Here is a 16,163-nt window from a genome sequence, read left to right on the forward strand (position 1 = left end):
GCCGTAAGGCAAGTCAACAGACTTAGCGTTTATATTGGTGATCTCAAAAAACAATATGATGCGTCATACGATTTATTGTTTCAGTCCTCAAAACTCTTAGCTATGGATCTTCATGAGTTTCAAAAAGCTACAGCAGTGTTTATGGAATCGAAAGCAATTCTTAGAGACGTGAATGAAAAACCTTCAATCAAAGTGCAACCGAAAGAATTGACTGTTGACGAAGAACTTGAACTCATAAAAAAAGAATTGCTTAAGTGAGCACGTGCTCACGTGAATCAGTATCCACGTGTTTTAAGCCAATCCTCGACAGCTTCTCTAACAATCGTGGTCATGGGTTGGTCAGTCTCGAACCCGGCCCGCTTAAGGCGCTTGTACTGCTCTGTGGTGAAATCAGCGCTAAGTCTGTGTGGGAATGCTTTGCCCTTTGAACCATCATCCTGGGGGATTGCCACCTGAGGAGGTGTAGCAGGTGCTGGGGGTGAGGTATCGCCATCGGTGGCCAACTGCTCTAGAAAACCTTCGACGGCCTCGGGCTTAGGTGCTGGCTTGCGGGTAATCCTCGACTTCTTTTCTACCACTGCTCTACCCCCATGAGTTTCAACACGTCCTTAGCCAATGCCCTGAAATCCCGTGCAGCTACACCGCTAGGCTCTACCTCAAAAACAGTATGGCCACCGCTAGACTCAGCAATGGCAACACGCTGGGCAATGGTGGTAGGCAGTACCGGGAAGGGATAGTCTTGCAGCGCTTCAAGAATATCGCGGGCAATCACGGTTCTACCTATGGCGCGGTTAACGATGAAAGCGGCTTGTAGATCTGGCTTAATGCCCTGCACCTGCTCAACCATTGCCACAGTTTCAGCAGCTGCCCAAACGTCATAGGAGCTGGGCTGTACTGGGATTAGCACAAGGTTACTCGATACGATGGCAGAGCCTGTTAGCTTGCTAGTGCGTGGCGGGGTATCAATCAGGGTGTGGTCATAGGTGGCCACCAGGTCGGGTAGTTCCCTGTGCAGGGTATCCCTGGCCATGCCAACAACTGAGAAGGGGGGCTTGTCATCGCGGGCACTTGCCCACGTGCTTGCTGAAGCCTGTGGGTCAGCATCGACCAGCAGCACCCTACGCCCTGCCAGAGCTATTGCATGGGCAAGATGCACTGATAGCGAGGTTTTACCTGAACCACCTTTTAATGAGGCGATACATATGATCATGGGTACTTAATCAAGTGCTCAAGTGAATAATAAGCCTTATTTGAGTTTCACTTAATTAATTGACTACGTGAAAACGTAATCAAGTATTTACTTGACTACTTGAGCACGTGTTCAAGTAGTCACGCAGGCAAGTGAATCAGTTAACACGTATCTGATTTAATCGTCCTGAGTAAAAATACTCAATCACTTAAATTAGCATTCTTATTTTGAGTCTAATAAGACTTAAGACAAGATGTAGTTTGCTGTAGTGCTTTGTAGTCTATTAAAAAAGTGATTTACAGTCTTATTATTCTCGCTGTGAGACTGATTAACGAGAAATCAAGGGTTTTGGGCTGTCTCATGCTGTCTCATTTTTTACTCAATGGGCTAATGCCCTGAAAGCCTTATAAATCAGTGAATTCTACTAGACACAATAGTAATACTGTCTAGTAGAATAGAGAGGTAAGCAATTCGGAGCCGACATCGTGACCAAGACAGCTAGCGGATCCAACGGCCAAGCTAAGGTGCTGACCCACGATGAGATAGCCAAGCTATTCGCGGCGATGGACTCCCCCAGGGATAAAGCGCTGTTTGGCATCATGATTTATTGTGGGCTGAGGGTGAGTGAAGCCATATCCCTAAGGCCCAGCGATATTAAGGGCGATGTGCTGGTACTGCCAGCTAAGGCGACCAAGGGCAAGCTGGCTACTCGACAGATTGACATTAACCCCAAGCTGGCGGCGCTGCTGGCGGCCTACGACAACGGTGGAGCTGATTATCTGTTCCCCGGTCGGCATGGGCGAGGGCGATTGGCTCGCTCATCGGCTGATTGGCTGCTCGACCAGGCGCTGGCCTATGCCGGGCTGGAGGGGCTGGGGATTAGCACCCACAGCTTCAGGCGCACGGCGCTAACGAATATGAGTAATGCTGGGGTGCCCCTGCGAGTGATTCAGGAGATCAGCGGCCACCGGAGCTTGGCCAGTTTGCAGCGCTACCTTGAGGTAAGCCCTGACCAGAAAAAGGCTGCTATCAACGCTCTATCTTATTAAGTGGCAATAACTACAAAAAGCCCCCAGCACTCTGCCAGGGGCTTTTAATTAAAATATAGTTATCGGCCTTAGGATCATCGCTTTTTACCGCCTAGTCTCCTAGGCGGCTTTTTATAGCGAATTTAATCAAGTAAATCACTGTGAACTATAATCTCACCCGCTGCTAGGTTTGCCCCAAGGATAAGGGTGGCCAGCGTAGCTTTAGCATTTTTAATTTCATTCTCTAAATCGCGGATCTCAACTAACAGCTCGGGGTTAATTTGAGTTTGAGTTGTCATGGAATTAATCTCCTTATTTGCTTGCTCTTAAACTATAGCCCAAAAAAATCTCTTAAACCATAAAGATCCAAGAGATTTTGTCAGTATTTCTTTATCTAATTAATGTCTAATATTAGATGCTATTGATAGTTTTCTAACTGCATTAGTCTGTCTTCGATGACTGCCCAATAGGCGGGAAGTGTTGTCGGCTTAAGTATTGTCCATTCCGATTTAAGCTCTGGTAATTGGGAGGTATCATGATTCCATAAAGCATCGTCAATTGATTTTCTAAGCTGGGCTAATTGCATGGTTTTATTACTTCGGCATGGGTCAAATGCTGCTGACTCTATGCATCTCATGGTTGTCTCTTAACTGTCTATTGAATGTCTCATGAGGCAATCCCGTAGACATCCTACAAGACGGTGAGACAACCACGAGACAAGGGTTTTGAGGTTTTGTCTCGTGGCGTAGACACTCACGAGACGGCATATTTAGGCGGTGTCTCCGGGATGCGATTGATAAATCCCTCCATTGCCATAAGCTCTAATTTTTGCTCTAGAGCTTTGGTGTCTATGCCGTCTTTTAACGCTCTATGTTTTTGCCTGATTTGAGAGGCCCGTAAAGGCTCATTCGCCTTAATTAAAACCTCCCTGATAATTGCTATATCATCATCAGAGCTATCTGCGGAATAGGCCGATTCTAAGTCTTGGTTATTGGACTGATTACCTGTATCTAGATTGGGAACATCTACGGTAATAGGCGTATTTTTCTGGCCAGGATAGTAAATGTTTGCCTTACCCGATGGTATTGGCATTCCCCCAGGCCCAACAATGGCAGCTAGCTCGATTTCAAGTAAGCTCTGATCTCGTTGCTCAGCCACGCCAGCCTTACCGCCTAAGCTGGTTAGTGTGCGCCCGTGCGCCACATAAACAGCAAACATATTTACCTTGCGTAAATCGCTCATAGAGCTAGCGAAAAATTGACCAGCATGGGGGCAGTGGCTAGCCCAATTGGTAAATTCTTCTGTGAGTAGTGTTTGGGGTTTGGGGTTAAAATTTGGCTTAGTGCTCAAGACTTGATATCGATTTTTTACCAATTCAGCAAACGCTACCAGGCGATCATCACAGCTTTGATAATCCATCCCCGCGCCGTAGACGGGTAAACCTTCCCAAGCTCCATAGGCAGCATGGGGATCTAGAATTTCACAATGATGCCCAGCCGCTAACCGCTGCTCAATTAACCATTTAGCTAAGGTGCTTTTGCCGCTGCCACTAGGCCCATAAATTAAGATTGCAGGGTAGGCAAGGCACTCTTGCAGGATATCGATGGCGGTAGCTTGCACGGGGATTTCATCGGTATCCCACTGCTGGCCACCAATAGGCGTAGCAGCTACAGGGATGGCATTTAAGCAGGTATTAGCCTCGATGGGGGCGGGTAATGCCTCCACACTCTCAGGCGCTGCTGAGGGCAGTTGTGGCGGTGCTGCTGGTGCATTCTTGCCCAGCAGTCCTAGCGACTTGGCCAGCTTCTCAGCATCATCAGATAGCTTCAATTCGCGGCTGATCGCCTGGGCCAGCTCAGCTTGCACTCGGTCGGTGCCGACATCGCCCTGGTATTCCCGTAGATGTTTCTTATCCAGTAGGTGGGCAACCAGGCCATCGCTTACGGCCTCGATTTGGTCGCTGTTGCGCTCATTGGCATCCCAGGCCAGGTAGATGCCGTAAGCTAGGGCAGCTAGGCCCGTGAGTGGATTCAACAGACTCCCCAGGATGAGCCCACCGGCTAGGCCACCCCCGATATAGAGCTTGGGGTTGTGCATACCTTCGGCGGCATCTTCGGCAGTATCAATCCAGAGTGGTTGTGTGGTCGCTAATTTAGTCATGGTTTCACCTAAAAGTAAGGGGGCATCGTTGCCCCCGTTTGCAGTGTTGTCTAGCCGTGGGCGCGTTTCATGTAATGCCATTGCAGGCCAAGGAAGAGAATGAAGCGCACCATGATTTCAAAGCAGAAGAGCATGGTGACAATCAGCCCGACGCTGCCCCAGTTGATCAGCCCCCATTGCCCGGTGAAAAGAACAAACACCAGCTGCCCAAAACCGCCATCAACGGGCGGGAAGATGGTTAAGCAGATGAAAGTATCCACGATGTAGGCGCACAGGCTGGCCCGGTTGGCGGTGCGGATACTGAGAAGGGGGAATCGGTTGTACCATTCCTTCAAGCGCACTAGGGCGGGATCGTCGTCGTCGTTTACGTGGAGCTGGTCGGCGGAATCTGCCTCAAGGGCAATCAGGCGCATCAACTTGCGATCATGCTTGAGCAAGATGGGGTAAGCCTCAGCCGTCTGGATGAATGCCCAGAGTACGATTCCAGTAGGGATTGAGATTAGAGCCAGGGCACGGTTGCCGAAAAAGCCAGCAACGCCCTGTAGGTCAAAGATGGCAATCAGGGCCAGGGATACCGCACGGCAATAGGGCAGCATGTTGGCGGCTGCTACGACTACGGCAACGCAGATGGCCAGCCAGTAGAGCAACTGCCTTGCTGTCTTAGCCCCTGAATTTGGGGCACGTTTTGAGCTTGATTGTCTGTAAGTAGTCATTGCACAAAATCTCCAAAAGGGTTGCTATGGCTTAATTTGAGGGCATGTAGTAGGCAGCACCTTGATACTGGTTCATTCGCCAGTCAACTAAGGACTTATCGCCGGTAAAGGCCATTTTTTGAGTTACGCCTGGGGTGCCGGTGTCGCTGTCGTCGTCGGTAATGATTCCGGTGTTGCCGTGGGCATCGCAGACGGTAGAACCCACTGGGATAGGTTGATTGGATGCGCTGTCTATGACTGGGAGGTTAAGCACGAGGGAGACGTAGCGCTGCTGATCAACACTCACGACCGGGATGCAGCCATCGCGGTAGCGTTCAATCGCCACTTCGTTTTTTTGCTCCTGCTCCTGCTGGCCGAGCTTCAGTTCAGTCATGTCTTGGCCGATGCGATCAGCCTCAGCCCTTGCAGCACCTACCTTTGAGGTAAAGCCGCCAATATTTTGAATGCTGGGAATAGCTGTGCCAATGATGGCAAGGGCGAATACCCCATGTGCAATTTTCATGATGTTTTAAGCCTTTTTAGTGGACTAATTGAGAAAACAGAAGATTTATCGGTAGCTCTAGCGCTTGATAAAGCGGTGCTTTGTCTTGCCTGAGCTATCAGGGCAACTGAAAACGTGCTGCACTCCCTGAGCTGATAGGGCGTGTGCAACTTTGGCGCTACGGGCTGAGGTGGTTTCGTACTGCCCGGTTGCCTGAATCTGATTGAGGATTTTCTGTTGAGCCTGGGAAGTCATAATGAAGGTAAGCCTTTTACGTAATGGTTTGAGGTGGATGCCCCCAGGTGAACGGCTGCAATCAATCGCCTGGGGGTTAACGTGCGAGTGCGATCACAGCAATTAGCGCGATCACACTAAAAACTAGGTAGATGGCGCGGCGGTAGCGACTACGCCCAATTCCTTTCCCACCGTCTGCTGTAGCTCTGCATGGGTGGCCAGGGCGGTATTCATTTCTGCAACAGCCATCTCATGCCCCAACTGACGACCTGATTCAGCAGCCATACCTAGCAGGGCATTCCTAAAGCTGGCTTGATTGCCCTTGAATGCACCTAGCGCCTGGGTTAGCTGCTGGGTTTGTAGATTACGGCTCAGCCCGCTGTCAGTGCCACGTGTGGCAAGCGGCGTAGGCGTATAGACCGATAGGCCACTGCCCAACACCTCAACATGCTGCGATGGCGCGGCGGGCTGTTCAGCAGGGATAAACAACACAGCGGCTATTTTGTCTTGCTCAGCACCAGATAGCAGGGTAGGCAAGCCCTTGCCCTGGGGTGTGCCCTCGATTTTCAGTTCGCGCATCTTACGACTGATCTCGGTGTGGGAAACCCCACACACATCAGCAAACTTGCGAATCGATAGAGATTGACGTTCCACTTGGTTACACCTCGTTGTTACAGTTCTGTTCCGGCTTGAAAGCCTTAAAAATTAAAGCTTTTGGGCATTGGGTGGGACTGGGCTGTTCCAGTCGTGTTCCACCGCATGTTACACATTATAGCCTAAAGTCATCAGATGTAGTCAGATGTCATCAACTATCACTAGTCAAACACTTTGTATGAAAGATGGGCTAAACTGGTTGTATCCATTCAATTGATCAGGAGTAAGATCCTTGTGGCACTAGCAGACGACAAGATGCGCCGAACAATCACAGTCCCAGACGACCTAGACAGGCTGATTAGCGAATTAGCCGATAAATCGGTAAGACCTATCAGCAGCCAATATGAATACTTGGTGCGTATGGCCCTGGCCATACCCGAGATTGCTGAGCAGGTTAAATCTCTTAATCGGGAGGGCGAATAATGCCCCGTCAATATTCAGATTCTCTATTAAATGAATTAAATCAAGCCTTACTTCAAATAGAAGAATGGGTATTAAAGTTTGATGATTGGGAATTAGCAGACCAAGCCCAAACAGACGGCAAAGCTTTTCTTAAGTTTATGAATGCTCGTAAGGTATCAACCCGGTTTATCTCAGATTTAGTTGAGAAAAAACTAGGCTATCCCCTTAAGGATTTACATAAAAAAGCTGATTACGAAACCCTTAGAATCGCATTGATGGACTATCAATCATCTATTGCCCATACAGAGCTAGATGAGCGCAACGGCATTAAGGGTACAGCTAAAGAAAATGTTAGATATCACTTGGGGGAATGATGCTTTTAGCACAGGAGTACATTCGAGCTTTTGAAGATGAGGCGGCTATTGACATAGATCTAGCCTTTAGTGATGCATGCCCACCTGAGCAATCGGCACTGTGGGATTCGAGCAACCCCGCTTGCTATCAACTGGCCCCCCAGATGTTGGAGTCTGGTGAGGTGCTATGGGGACATATAGCATGGTGGGGCGATGTGCTAGATGCGCTTAAGGATATGGCTACAAAGCCCTATGGGCTGGTTAAGGTGCGTCTGCTGGCAGATTGGCTGCTGGGTACCCTACCCGCTAACCCGCAAGATCCTGATGTTGCCCCTACGCTTGCAGCCCTAGCTAAGGGTGAATTTTCAGAAGCTTTTGAAAATCCAACCTGCATCTGGCCAGCTAAAGCTGAGTTTTACTTAAAAACTCTCAACTGGAAAATGCTCGAATATTGCTTAGACGCGGCGGCTAACGACAGGGCAACCGCTCAAACGTGGCTATATCAGCGCACAGGTAAAATCGTATGACTATTAGCAACGGTGAACCATCCCGGTTAGAGCGTATTGAGGCCCTGCTAGAACGCTCCATTATTCAGCACAATCAGGAAATGACTGAAATTAGGGCCGGTCTGAGGGAAACCCGGAATATTGCCGACAGCAACGCCCGGTCTGTTCAGGCATGGGAGACGCGCATTGAAGACGGCATTACCGAGGCTGAGGAGGTTAGCAGCTCAATGGCGGCTAACACCAACCGGCGCATGGAGGATGCAATTACCGACACTGTGCAGCTGGTAGGTACCCTAGCTAATCAATTCGATCAAGACCGGCAACGATTTGACCAGCTGCATCAAGAGCATGGCCAGCGGTTTAATAATCTACTGCAAGAATCCCGAGCTGACCGGCAAGAGTGGCGGCAAAAGTTTGATGAACAAATGGCCGAGAGCAAAGCAGCTAGAGAGCAAGCTGAACGAGAGCGTGTGCTGAACGAGAATGAGCACCGGGCATTCAGGGAAACGTTCCAAACCCTGTTAGGCCAGATATCCAGGATCTGGGACAGGCTGGCAGGATAGAGCTATTGATCCGAAGCCTTACCGGATCTATCATTCAGCATTCTTAAGGAGGTGATGACCTATGTAGAGCAGTACATCAAATTCCCCTAGACAGCAAAAAACGATAGCCCTTCCTGCCAAGAAAACAGCTATCGCCTTTGCCCTACCATCACAGCGCCCCATGAGAGGCGACTGAGGGGGATTTTTTTAATTTTTCTAGGCCCAGTATAGCCGTGCGATCACAAGATTGCAAGCGGTTAGTTTTTCATGCCTTGATTTCTTATTTTCAAATGACGACAATACCGTGTTTTTACTTACGAACAATTAAAGTCGGTTTCTACTACTTTTGAGTTGTTCTTAGTTCAAAAATCTTTGTGACACCATTAGCTAGAATTAAAAAAGATTCAAGAGGTTAATTATGCAAGTCGAAGCTCCTATTAAAAAAGCTAGAAATGATGATTTTCTAACCCTTCGTTTACCCCGTGATATCAAGTATGAGTTTAACAATCTGCCAGGGCAACGTAGTGAGCATCTTCGTTTGGCCCTCGCGTCTTATTTGGAAAAGCTTCGTTAAAAACTGAAAACCCCCGGTAGTAATCAGCTACCGAGGGCTTCAAAAACTCGTGATTTAGGTGCGTCCAACACCGACATCACTTCCTAGTTGACCAATCTCAAGTTCCACCAAGAAATTAGCCGTTTATTAATCCGCCCCTTAGGAGGGCAAGATGTATCTCAATTATACCAAAGATTCTCACACCGACAATCGTACAGCCTCAAAACCCCTAACGCCTGCTGAGAGAGCGTTTGAGGACATCTGGCTAGCCTATGGCTCTGTAGGATACCTGAGAGGCCCGTACACAACCGAATCGGGCAAGGTCAACTGGAGCACCGCTAAGCGGGTATACGACGGTAAAGATTACTTATTCAAGTTCACTAGTAAAGACCTATGGCACGAATGGCGCGATCCTAACCGCTGCATCGGTAAGCGCTTTGGGAAGTCCACTAACTATGTTGTTCTGGATATTGACCGCCCTGGTGCCTATCATCACTTGAATGATGGCGGTACGGCTATCAAAGGCATCATAGGAGCGCTAGAGGATATCGGCCTAGTTCAACCTGTTAGCGTCTCTAGCAGCGGTAGCGATGGCCTACACATCTACTTCCCACTGCCTAAGCTTGTCCCCTCGTGGGTAGCAGCCGGTCTACTCAAACAGACTCTAGAGGCGGCTGGCTTTGAAATTAAAGGAGGACAGCTAGAAACCTTCCCTAACGTCAAGTCAGACCATTGGAGCCAATACTACGGCCATAGACTGCCCTTACAGCGTGGGTCTTATCTACTTGATGAAACCTTATATCCTTTTAGCTCTGACATGGAGCTGTTTGTTCAATGTTGGAAGTTCGCAGCCAATCGGCAAGACTTCGACACATTTTCAGAAGCACTAGAAACCTTTGAATTTGGAGTTAAGCCAGAAAAGACACATAGAGGCGGATTTAATCTGACAGATAAACTTCAGTGGACAGGTGCAGGCCAATCTAATGAGAATTGGGGTGCTGTTGTTGCCTATTTAGTTGAAGTAGAAGGTCTAAAGGATCCTATAGCTATTGAAAGAAGGGCATGGGAATGGGCTTTATCACATGGCTACTCTGAACATGCCAGTTATGCCGAAAAACGAGATAAAAATCATCTTAAGCGTTGGATCAAATCAAGATTAACTAAAGGCGAAAGAAAGTTTACCCTAAAAGGTGCTGGTAACCTCAATCCCAATCAAGCTAGGGTCGATGAATGTACTGATAGATTAAAAATTATTCTCAGCCATCTTGATACAGCTTTTACTAGTGCAAATCAGTTGTTTCAATGGGTTTGTAGTAAATGCAAAGATGCCTTTGGTATTGGCATTAGTAAGAAGTCTTTCCTTAGCCGTAAGTCTTTTTGGGAGCACTTACTGAATGATTCTGTAGAAGCTACCGCGCCTTCCCTTGAGGGTCAGCCGCTAGCCCCTACATCAGAGATTGGTAGAGGTACACAGTTGAACGGAAACTGCTCGAACCAGTTTGGTACACAAGGGTTTGAGGTGGTTCCAGCCCCCTCTAGTGAGCCTGAATCTGATATCGAACTAGCCACTCAGCAGGTAGCACCTGACCGAATCAGTGATCTTCAGTTTGAAGTGTGTTTTGGGGATAGCGTCAATAAGCCAGAGCCTGTATTTAAGAGAGGTGATTGGGTCAGGTGCTTAGACGATGGCAGCGCCTTGGACTACATAGGCAAAGTTTATAAAATCACTAGCAAGCGTAATGAGCACGGATTTACGTTCTATACGCTTAATGGAAAGCTAGGGCGATACGCTCTGGCCATGCTGCCACAGCACCTACAGCCAGTCACAGACCGACCTACAGCAGTAGACAGGGTAAAAGCTACATCAGACCAACTACAGCGGGTTCTAGGTCAACTAAATCCATTCTCAGGTGATAGGGAATGGGAGGTAACACCTGCTGACATCGGCAGGCGGCAGTTCAATCGATTGCTTGAGTTGGTGGGAGGTGCTGTCTAATGTTCAGCCCACGAGACTACCAACTAAAAGCCCGTCAGGACATCCACCAGGCATGGTCTGCTGGGAATCACCGGGTTCTATTCCAACTGCCCACAGGCGGCGGTAAGACTGTATTATTCGGCATGATCGTCGCTGATTGTCTAGCCGCTGGCCACCCAGCGCTGATACTAGCTCATAGAGAAGAGTTGGTCTTTCAGGCTGCTGACAAGGTAGGCGCGATCACCGGCGCTGCTGTCGGCATCGTTAAGGCTGGTGTTGAGCCAGACTATGATGCGCCTATCCAAGTGGCCAGTGTGCAGACTCTGACCAGGCGCTTAGAGCAGTTTCACCCTAAGACATTTGGATTAGTCGTCATTGATGAGGCCCACCATGCTACCGCCAAAACCTACCGACGCATCCTAGAGCACTTTGCCAGTGCTATGCACTTGGGAGTAACGGCAACACCATGCCGTCGCGATGGTTCAGGGTTTGGTGATTTGTTCGATCAACTGGTGACAGGTCCAACAGTAAAGCAGTTGATCGCCGGTGGCCACCTAAGCCCGTTTAGGCTCTATGCAGCCCCTAACGCCATGACTACCACCGGCGCTAGAAAGTCAGCAGGCGATTACCTGGCCAGCGACATAGCCGCCGCTAACGATGCTATTCAATTGGCTGGTGATTTGATCGCAACCTATGCCCACTACTGCCCCGGCAAACGGTGCGTGATATTTGCCGTCAACATCGACCACAGCAAGGCCATAGTAAGCCGTTACAGCGCCGCTGGGATACCTGCTGAGCACCTAGACGGCAGTACCCCAACAGACCACCGGCGCGATGCCCTAGAGCGCTTTAAGCGTGGCGAGACGCTAGTGCTCTCGAATGTTGGCCTGTTTGATGAGGGATTCGACCTGCCAGAGCTAGACGCTGTTCAAGTGGCCAGACCTACTGCTAGCTTGGCCAAGTGGCTCCAGATGCTTGGTAGAGCGCTAAGAACAGCACCCGGTAAAGACCAGGCCATCTTGCTCGATCACACTAAGAATTGGGCAATCCACGGGCTACCAACACGCCCCCGTATATGGTCGCTAGATGGGGTTGAGAATGCCGACAACCGACAACCTAAGCGCAGCAAAGACGGCACCGTATCAGAAGCCCTAGAGCTGGCTGTAGTTGAGTCTAGAGCTGTTCTAGAGGTTGTTACAGATGAGCCGTTAGGTGAATGGGAGCATGTTTGGGGTCAGCTACTCCAAACCCAGCAGGCTAGGCGGTATTCCCCATCCTGGGTAATGTACCAACTTAGGGATATGCGGCCACCATTAGAGATTTGGCGTAGGTGTGCAGAATACCTAAACCATAAACCCGGTTGGGCTTGGCACCAGTGGAAAGCTTGTAGTTAAATTTTTTAGTCTAAGCTAGCTTCCCTTTTAACAGGGTGGCTAGCTTGCTTCTATATCTTTGCCGCTTTTCTCCTTTAGGTAAAAGTCTAAAGTCATCCTAAGAGCATCGGCATGAGCGTATATGTCACTGACGTTTTTTAAGTCTTCCTTTCTCTCCTTTCTCCCTTCAGAATCGTACTCAAATATCCCAAGTCGTAAGTTAGAGAGACTGTTGAAATAAAAACGGCAGATAGGTTGCCTCTTGTTTTCGTCTAAAATAATCCCACAATAGTTTATGACATCACGCATACAAATACGGGATGGATCTACTATCTCTCTGAGAATAGATTTAACAATATGGAACCCATCCAATTCTTCTTTAGTCGTAACAACGCCATTGTTAGAAGAAATAGCTTCATCAGGGCTAGATTGAATCTCAATAGGCTCTGTCTCTGCTAGATTTGAGGCCGACTGTAATAAGCCGCTTATTTGTTCTCTTATAAACTGGCGAAATGCCTTTTTAACAAAGGTTTCAAAGTCTAGCCTAACTCTTTCTGTCACTCGGCCAGGGTGTACTTGAGAAGCAAAAAACCGTATAAAATCATCTGATGGTGAGTTTAGCTCCTCTACCAAAATTCGCTTTATTTCTCTGGTGTATTTAAGCTCACTTGCTGTACTGACAATTGTGCCAATATCAAAGGATTGCTTGCTTAATTTCTTCAGCTCATCTATTAAGCTCTCTTGAATATTGAGCATGTCAATCTCAAGAAACGGCTTTTTGTCCATCTTATTAGCTTCAACAAGATCAGAGTAAAAGTGGTAAAAAATACCGTTAGTTAGAACCCCAATCCTAGCTTCTACAGCTGCAAAATAATGAAATAACTGACTATAGGCATCACCGCTGAGTAAGTTATCGGTGTGATGCTTGCACTCTATGAGGATTATGGGATCTCCCTCTAGAAAAATAGCGTAGTCTAATTTGTATTTTTTGCTTGCTCCTACATTCGCATCAAACTCAGGAACAACCTCATTGATATCAAATACGTTGTAACCCAACGCCTGAATAATAGGCATGACGAGACTTACCTTTGTAGCCTCTTCGGTTTTTATAAGATCTATATGATTTGGAATATGGGAAGCGATAGCTTTAATCTGATCAACGAGATCCATTGCTTTATAGGGGGAATTATGGGGTGGTGTACTGAAAACTGACTACCTGTTTCCCTTCTTTCAGCCATAAAGCAGGAGAATCCCCATATTTTTAGGGATTTACCCAAGATATTTAAACACCTATGGGTCAATGTCACTAACATAAGGGGGTAGGTGTCCAGGATGTAAACGATGCTGGGCAAGGCTTACAGGCCATATCTGACAGCACCGACGAAAGCGCCCCAAACAGCCCCCAGCCTGTAGCTGACACATCCACCTTAGGTACTCTCGACAACCAGCAGCCCCAGCTCTACCGCTGCCCGTACCTACCTGGCCAGCCTGTGAGGGTGCTAGAGCATAGCCCCGATGGTAGAGCCGCTGTAGAGACTGTGATCGGCCCCATTCGCTTTATGCTGGTTGCCCCATCTGAGCTAACGCCCTGCGCACCGCTGGCCACCGACCCCAGCCCCACAAACCCCCAAGAGCTGCCTGTAGCTGTTGCCCCTATGGGCGTGCCTATAGAGTTCTAATAAAAAAGGCCATGTTTAGGGCATGGCCTATTAATTTCTAAAATGAATATATCTATCCTCATCACATCAAATGGATAATTTCCCTAACATCTCACCCGATGAAATTTCAAATATTGAATCTCGGGCAATAAAAGACACAGAACAACCTCTTATCACGCTGCGATCTTTTCTATACTCATTTTCCGAGAAATATGGCAAGCCCATAGGCGAAGGCCGTCATCGCCTTGTTTTCTCGTATTCTGATAGCGAAGTTCTTAAGGTGCCTAAAAATAAAAATGGAATTTATGACAATCTATTTGAATGGAACCTTTACCTAAAACTAGGCTCTAAACAAATTCCATGTATGCCCGTACTAGCAAAGTGTCACAGCTTGAAATATATTCATAAAATCCCTTGTGTAGTAATGGAGCGAGTTTCACCTATTAAACTTAGTCATTATTTAGGTAGTATACCTAGCTGGGCAAATGTAATCGATAGAAAGCAGCTAGGCCAGAATAAAGCAGGTGTTTTAGTAGCTTTTGATTACGCTGATCTAAATTCAGCAGCGTTTACATTTTCAATCTAAAAAGTATAAGTTTCAAACTTGCTAAAATTAAAGTGTTGATTCCTTAAATTAAACTAACCTTATGGCTGAACAAAATATCTCAGAAAAGCTGCTTCAAATGCTGCAAGATGCAAAAGAAAAAAGTGGGGCTAAAGGCTCGCTTCGTTTCTACGTCGATCATTATTTGGAAAACGGGCATGGGACAGAGCTTGAAGCTGAGCTTGCATTCCTAGAAATGCAAGAAAATCCAGAACCTACTCAGCCTACCCGCCGCGATTCTGTTGAAAAAAATCCTTATTCTGAGGCAATTTCATCTAAGCGCGTTGCCAGAGGTAAGCAGCCTCTCAACACGGGGGCAAACTTTGAAAATACGGTAAAGAAACCGAAACGTTAGAATAAAATTAGACGTAGGCATTCGTTTACCTTGTCAACCGCCCCCTAAAAGGGCGGTTTTTTGTTGTCAATCCCCTTAATTTAATTGTAGTAAAATAGGGATATAAGGTTATTGGCTAACATTTTAATTCATTAAAAAGCATTGGATTTTCCAGCCTCTCTATCATCTAAGCAGCTATTAGCAATCTCTCATTTGACAATGGGCGATACTATCGACGCGACAGCGGCTAAGGTAGGAGTCCACGAAAGGACGATTGATAAATGGCTAACCCTATCTGATTTTAATGATGCCCTAAAGGCATCTAAAAAAAGACTTTGGGAAGATTTACATAGAGCTGAAGTAGAGAAAATCAGAGACGATTTGAATGTAAACGGTAATAGAATACATACTCTTTCATCTAGTCTCCTAACTCATTATGAGACTTGGCTAACTGATTTTGATATGAAATCTCTTTCAGATACCAATAAAATTAAATTGTTATCAGAGCTTAGATATTTAATGGATCAGGCTAGCACCTACAGACAGCAGGCAATGGGCATTGATGCACTTTTACAAGATTTAGAAGGTAGGCAAAATGAAATCTAAACGAAAGACTATGGAAGCTAGATTTTTAGATTCTATTGCCCGTGGGGCTGGATTCACTAATACTCAGGATTATATCGATTTTTTCTTAAATAAAAAACCTAAAAATGAACCCAAAGGATAAAATTAAAATCTCGGGATGGGTATCTGCTTTTGTGGTGAAAGCAGACCGCTTTATGATTACGGCGATAGAAAAGGAATCTGGCCAAAGAATTTCTGTGGCACCATCAGAAATCAAATGGCACAGCTCCTATAAGGATTTGAATATTGAGGATAGAGCCTTAGTCGATGGCTTCAAAATCTCTTAATGACATGGCAGACGATAAAGAAGATGTAAAGGATATCTAATTTATCTATAAATATTTGGTTTCCCCTTCTGACTTTTCAGGATTGCTTTGGAGTATAGGGGATAAATCAAAGTAAATTCTATAATGACCACAAAAAAAATAACTACACCCCCAGAGAGTCAGCTACCTTTAGCGATAGATCAAATAAAGCTAGGGCTAAAAAAACTACAAAATGCTCTGGATGACATTGCATTAAGAATACATAAGGTCGAAGGCTTTCATTGTCAATTTGAAAGGGATTTAGTTTACTGGCGCGATAGGGCCGCTCATCTTAAAGATATCAATTCAATGGATCTTTGGGCGGAAGCAAAAAATAATGAAGATAAGGCCGTAAGGCAAGTCAACAGACTTAGCGTTTATATTGGTGATCTCAAAAAACAATATGATGCGTCATACGATTTATTGTTTCAGTCCTCAAAACTCTTAGCTATGGATCTTCATGAGTTTCAAAAAG

At 46.8% G+C, this 16,163-nt stretch carries 20 protein-coding genes and 1 pseudogene; 13 read left to right on the forward strand and 8 right to left on the reverse strand.

What is annotated here, in order from left to right:
- The coding region (locus tag ACQ4N7_RS28825) for a hypothetical protein (RefSeq protein WP_430714875.1) at window positions 1-258 on the forward strand (258 nt) is incomplete at its 5' end.
- A 313-nt stretch (window positions 259-571) separates the two neighbouring features.
- On the opposite strand, the gene parA is transcribed toward ACQ4N7_RS28825, so the two are convergent.
- A complete protein-coding gene (gene parA, locus ACQ4N7_RS28830; RefSeq protein ID WP_430714876.1) occupies window positions 572-1,210 on the reverse strand; it encodes a ParA family partition ATPase in 639 nt (212 codons plus the stop codon).
- A gap of 464 nt (window positions 1,211-1,674) precedes the next feature.
- Here parA and ACQ4N7_RS28835 point away from each other — a divergent pair, with 464 nt between their 5' ends.
- Window positions 1,675-2,238, forward strand: coding sequence for a tyrosine-type recombinase/integrase (locus tag ACQ4N7_RS28835; RefSeq protein ID WP_430714877.1), 564 nt, complete (start codon window positions 1,675-1,677; stop codon window positions 2,236-2,238).
- A 122-nt stretch (window positions 2,239-2,360) separates the two neighbouring features.
- On the opposite strand, the gene ACQ4N7_RS28840 is transcribed toward ACQ4N7_RS28835, so the two are convergent.
- The 6 genes from ACQ4N7_RS28840 to ACQ4N7_RS28865 all read right to left on the reverse strand — a co-directional run bounded on the left by ACQ4N7_RS28840 (window position 2,361) and on the right by ACQ4N7_RS28865 (window position 6,459).
- Complete coding sequence (locus ACQ4N7_RS28840; protein WP_430714878.1) at window positions 2,361-2,516, reverse strand: hypothetical protein; 156 nt, start codon at window positions 2,514-2,516, stop codon at window positions 2,361-2,363.
- A 119-nt stretch (window positions 2,517-2,635) separates the two neighbouring features.
- Window positions 2,636-2,803, reverse strand: coding sequence for a hypothetical protein (locus ACQ4N7_RS28845; RefSeq protein WP_430714879.1), 168 nt, complete (start codon window positions 2,801-2,803; stop codon window positions 2,636-2,638).
- A 167-nt stretch (window positions 2,804-2,970) separates the two neighbouring features.
- Window positions 2,971-4,377, reverse strand: coding sequence for a helicase HerA domain-containing protein (locus tag ACQ4N7_RS28850; protein ID WP_430714880.1), 1,407 nt, complete (start codon window positions 4,375-4,377; stop codon window positions 2,971-2,973).
- Window positions 4,378-4,427: 50 nt separating this feature from the next.
- Window positions 4,428-5,024 (reverse strand): hypothetical protein, encoded by a 597-nt coding sequence (locus tag ACQ4N7_RS28855; RefSeq protein ID WP_430714881.1) that lies wholly within the window; start codon window positions 5,022-5,024, stop codon window positions 4,428-4,430.
- Window positions 5,025-5,121: 97 nt separating this feature from the next.
- On the reverse strand, window positions 5,122-5,592 hold the full coding sequence (locus ACQ4N7_RS28860; protein WP_430714882.1) for a hypothetical protein: 471 nt from the start codon (window positions 5,590-5,592) through the stop codon (window positions 5,122-5,124).
- 357 nt (window positions 5,593-5,949) lie between these two features.
- The gene (locus tag ACQ4N7_RS28865; RefSeq protein WP_430714883.1) at window positions 5,950-6,459 is read right to left on the reverse strand and encodes a hypothetical protein; all 510 of its coding nucleotides are present in this window, start codon (window positions 6,457-6,459) and stop codon (window positions 5,950-5,952) included.
- 422 nt (window positions 6,460-6,881) lie between these two features.
- On the opposite strand from ACQ4N7_RS28865, the gene ACQ4N7_RS28870 reads away from it, so the two are divergent.
- The 6 genes and pseudogenes from ACQ4N7_RS28870 (at window position 6,882) to ACQ4N7_RS28895 (ending at window position 12,184) form a co-directional block, all read left to right on the forward strand.
- Complete coding sequence (locus tag ACQ4N7_RS28870; RefSeq protein WP_430714884.1) at window positions 6,882-7,235, forward strand: hypothetical protein; 354 nt, start codon at window positions 6,882-6,884, stop codon at window positions 7,233-7,235.
- The gene (locus ACQ4N7_RS28875) at window positions 7,232-7,741 is read left to right on the forward strand and encodes a hypothetical protein (RefSeq protein WP_430714885.1); all 510 of its coding nucleotides are present in this window, start codon (window positions 7,232-7,234) and stop codon (window positions 7,739-7,741) included. Before ACQ4N7_RS28870 ends, ACQ4N7_RS28875 begins: the two co-directional genes overlap by 4 nt.
- The gene (locus ACQ4N7_RS28880) at window positions 7,738-8,283 is read left to right on the forward strand and encodes a hypothetical protein (RefSeq protein ID WP_430714886.1); all 546 of its coding nucleotides are present in this window, start codon (window positions 7,738-7,740) and stop codon (window positions 8,281-8,283) included. The genes ACQ4N7_RS28875 and ACQ4N7_RS28880 overlap by 4 nt, the downstream gene beginning before the upstream one ends.
- Window positions 8,284-8,987: 704 nt before the next feature.
- The gene (locus ACQ4N7_RS28885; protein ID WP_430714887.1) at window positions 8,988-10,811 is read left to right on the forward strand and encodes a hypothetical protein; all 1,824 of its coding nucleotides are present in this window, start codon (window positions 8,988-8,990) and stop codon (window positions 10,809-10,811) included.
- A pseudogene (locus ACQ4N7_RS28890) lies at window positions 10,811-11,248 on the forward strand (DEAD/DEAH box helicase family protein); the annotation flags it as partial. The gene ACQ4N7_RS28885 and the pseudogene ACQ4N7_RS28890, both read left to right, overlap by 1 nt.
- 132 nt (window positions 11,249-11,380) lie before the next feature.
- Window positions 11,381-12,184 carry a DEAD/DEAH box helicase gene (locus ACQ4N7_RS28895; RefSeq protein ID WP_430714894.1) on the forward strand — a complete coding sequence of 268 codons (804 nt, stop codon included), beginning with the start codon at window positions 11,381-11,383 and terminating at the stop codon, window positions 12,182-12,184.
- 39 nt (window positions 12,185-12,223) lie between these two features.
- Here the strand turns inward: ACQ4N7_RS28895 and ACQ4N7_RS28900 are convergent, their stop codons facing one another.
- Window positions 12,224-13,333, reverse strand: coding sequence for a type I restriction endonuclease (locus tag ACQ4N7_RS28900; protein ID WP_430714888.1), 1,110 nt, complete (start codon window positions 13,331-13,333; stop codon window positions 12,224-12,226).
- A 579-nt stretch (window positions 13,334-13,912) separates the two neighbouring features.
- Here ACQ4N7_RS28900 and ACQ4N7_RS28905 point away from each other — a divergent pair.
- The 5 genes from ACQ4N7_RS28905 to ACQ4N7_RS28925 all read left to right on the forward strand — a co-directional run.
- Entirely contained in the window at window positions 13,913-14,407 is a 495-nt protein-coding gene (locus ACQ4N7_RS28905; RefSeq protein WP_430714889.1) for a hypothetical protein, read from the forward strand.
- A gap of 61 nt (window positions 14,408-14,468) precedes the next feature.
- Window positions 14,469-14,780 (forward strand): hypothetical protein, encoded by a 312-nt coding sequence (locus ACQ4N7_RS28910; RefSeq protein WP_430714890.1) that lies wholly within the window; start codon window positions 14,469-14,471, stop codon window positions 14,778-14,780.
- A gap of 141 nt (window positions 14,781-14,921) precedes the next feature.
- The gene (locus ACQ4N7_RS28915) at window positions 14,922-15,365 is read left to right on the forward strand and encodes a helix-turn-helix domain-containing protein (protein WP_430714891.1); all 444 of its coding nucleotides are present in this window, start codon (window positions 14,922-14,924) and stop codon (window positions 15,363-15,365) included.
- Window positions 15,366-15,469: 104 nt separating this feature from the next.
- Complete coding sequence (locus ACQ4N7_RS28920; protein WP_430714892.1) at window positions 15,470-15,670, forward strand: hypothetical protein; 201 nt, start codon at window positions 15,470-15,472, stop codon at window positions 15,668-15,670.
- A gap of 123 nt (window positions 15,671-15,793) precedes the next feature.
- Window positions 15,794-16,163: hypothetical protein (locus tag ACQ4N7_RS28925; protein ID WP_430714893.1), on the forward strand; the 370-nt coding region annotated here is incomplete at its 3' end.

It is taken from the genome of Nodosilinea sp. AN01ver1 (assembly GCF_050565655.1).
Classification (GTDB): domain Bacteria; phylum Cyanobacteriota; class Cyanobacteriia; order Phormidesmidales; family Phormidesmidaceae; genus Nodosilinea.